Raw genomic sequence first — 1,421 nt, 5'->3', positions numbered from 1 at the left:
GTTCTATTGCTTTCCCCGGATGTTCTTTGAGGATTGTCTAATAAGTGTTCGTTTCGATCTTAACGGGTGAGTTACCATAGTTGTTTACGGTCCATCCTCGACTCAAAGTTCGGAGCAGGATGCATGTCCGTTCAGTCCGCGGCCGCAGATGTCGATGTCGACCTGAGACAGCTGTTCGCCAGCCTAGCGAGGAACTGGCTGCGCATTGTTCTCGTCACGCTTGTGGTCACCGGGCTCGCCTTCGCTTTAGCCTGGCTCGCGACGCCTTACTACAAGGCGACAGCCAAGCTGGAGATCGGCTCGCGCGAATCGGAATACACCCGGCCGCCGGGCACCAACGATGACGACAAGCCGATTCTCGACGAACAGGGCGTGGCGACTCAGGTCCAGATCATTTCCTCGCCCGATATCCTCAAGCAGGTCGCGACCAAGCTCAATCTGGACAAGCTGCCGGAGTTTGACCAAACGCTGAAGATGTCGGCGCTCGGGCGCATCCTCGTTCTCGTCGGCTTGAAAAGCGACCCCTTCGATATCCCGCCGGAAGAGCGCGTGCTGAATGCCATGCACGACAAGCTCAATGTCTACGCCGTCGAGAAGACCCGCGCGATCGCGATCGAGTTCGCCTCGAAGGATCCGAAGCTTGCCGCCGATGTCGCCAACGGCATCGCCAACGCCTATATCGCCTCGAAGAGCGACGCCAAGCTCGAATCGAACGCAGCCGCCACCGACTTCCTGGCGCCGGAAATCGCCGACCTGCAGAATCGCGTGAAGGACGCCGAGGCCAAGGTCGCGGCCTTCCGTGCCCAGTCAGACCTTCTGATGGGCGGCAACAATGCGGTGCTGCCGACTCAGCAACTTGCCGAGCTGTCGAGCGAGCTGTCGCGCGTGCGCGCCAGCCGCGCCGCCGCCGAGGCGAGTGCCGAGAGCGTGCGCCGGGCGCTGCAGAACGGCGGTTCGCTAGACAGCGTGCCGGAAGTGCTGTCCTCCGAGCTGATTCAGCGCCTGCGCGAGCGGCAGGTCGAACTCCGGGCCAACATTGCCGACCTTTCGACGACCTTGCTCGACAACCATCCCCGCATTCGGGCGCTGAAATCGCAGCTTGCCGACCTCGACGGCCAGATTCGCAACGAGGCGCAAAAGATCATTCGCGGCCTGTCGGCGCAGGCGCAGACGGCCAAGGCCCGCGAGGATCAGCTGGTCGCGGACGTCAACACGCTGAAAGCCGCCTCGGCGCGCGCCGGCGAACAGCAGGTGCAGTTGGATGCCTTGCAGCGCGACGCGAACGTTCAGCGCCAACAGCTTGAATCCTATATGGCAAGTTACAATGCGGCGGCCTCGCGCAAGGACCGCAAATACTCGCCGGTCGCGGCAAGCCTGATCGCGCAGGCGCAGGTGCCGTCGCAGCCTTATTTCCCCAAGAT

1 protein-coding gene is annotated in these 1,421 nt (G+C 62.1%); it reads left to right on the top strand.

The window, feature by feature from the left end; genetic code table 11:
- Nucleotides 1–123: 123 nt before the first annotated feature.
- On the top strand, nt 124–1,421 hold a 1,298-nt coding region (locus tag EOA27_RS36445; RefSeq protein WP_189562315.1), incomplete at its 3' end, for a GumC family protein.

The sequence above is a fragment of the Mesorhizobium sp. M2A.F.Ca.ET.037.01.1.1 genome (assembly GCF_003998075.1).
In the GTDB taxonomy this organism is placed as follows: domain Bacteria; phylum Pseudomonadota; class Alphaproteobacteria; order Rhizobiales; family Rhizobiaceae; genus Mesorhizobium.
The sequence above is the reverse complement of the archived record's forward strand: the minus strand, read 5'-3'. Positions and strand labels throughout refer to the sequence as shown.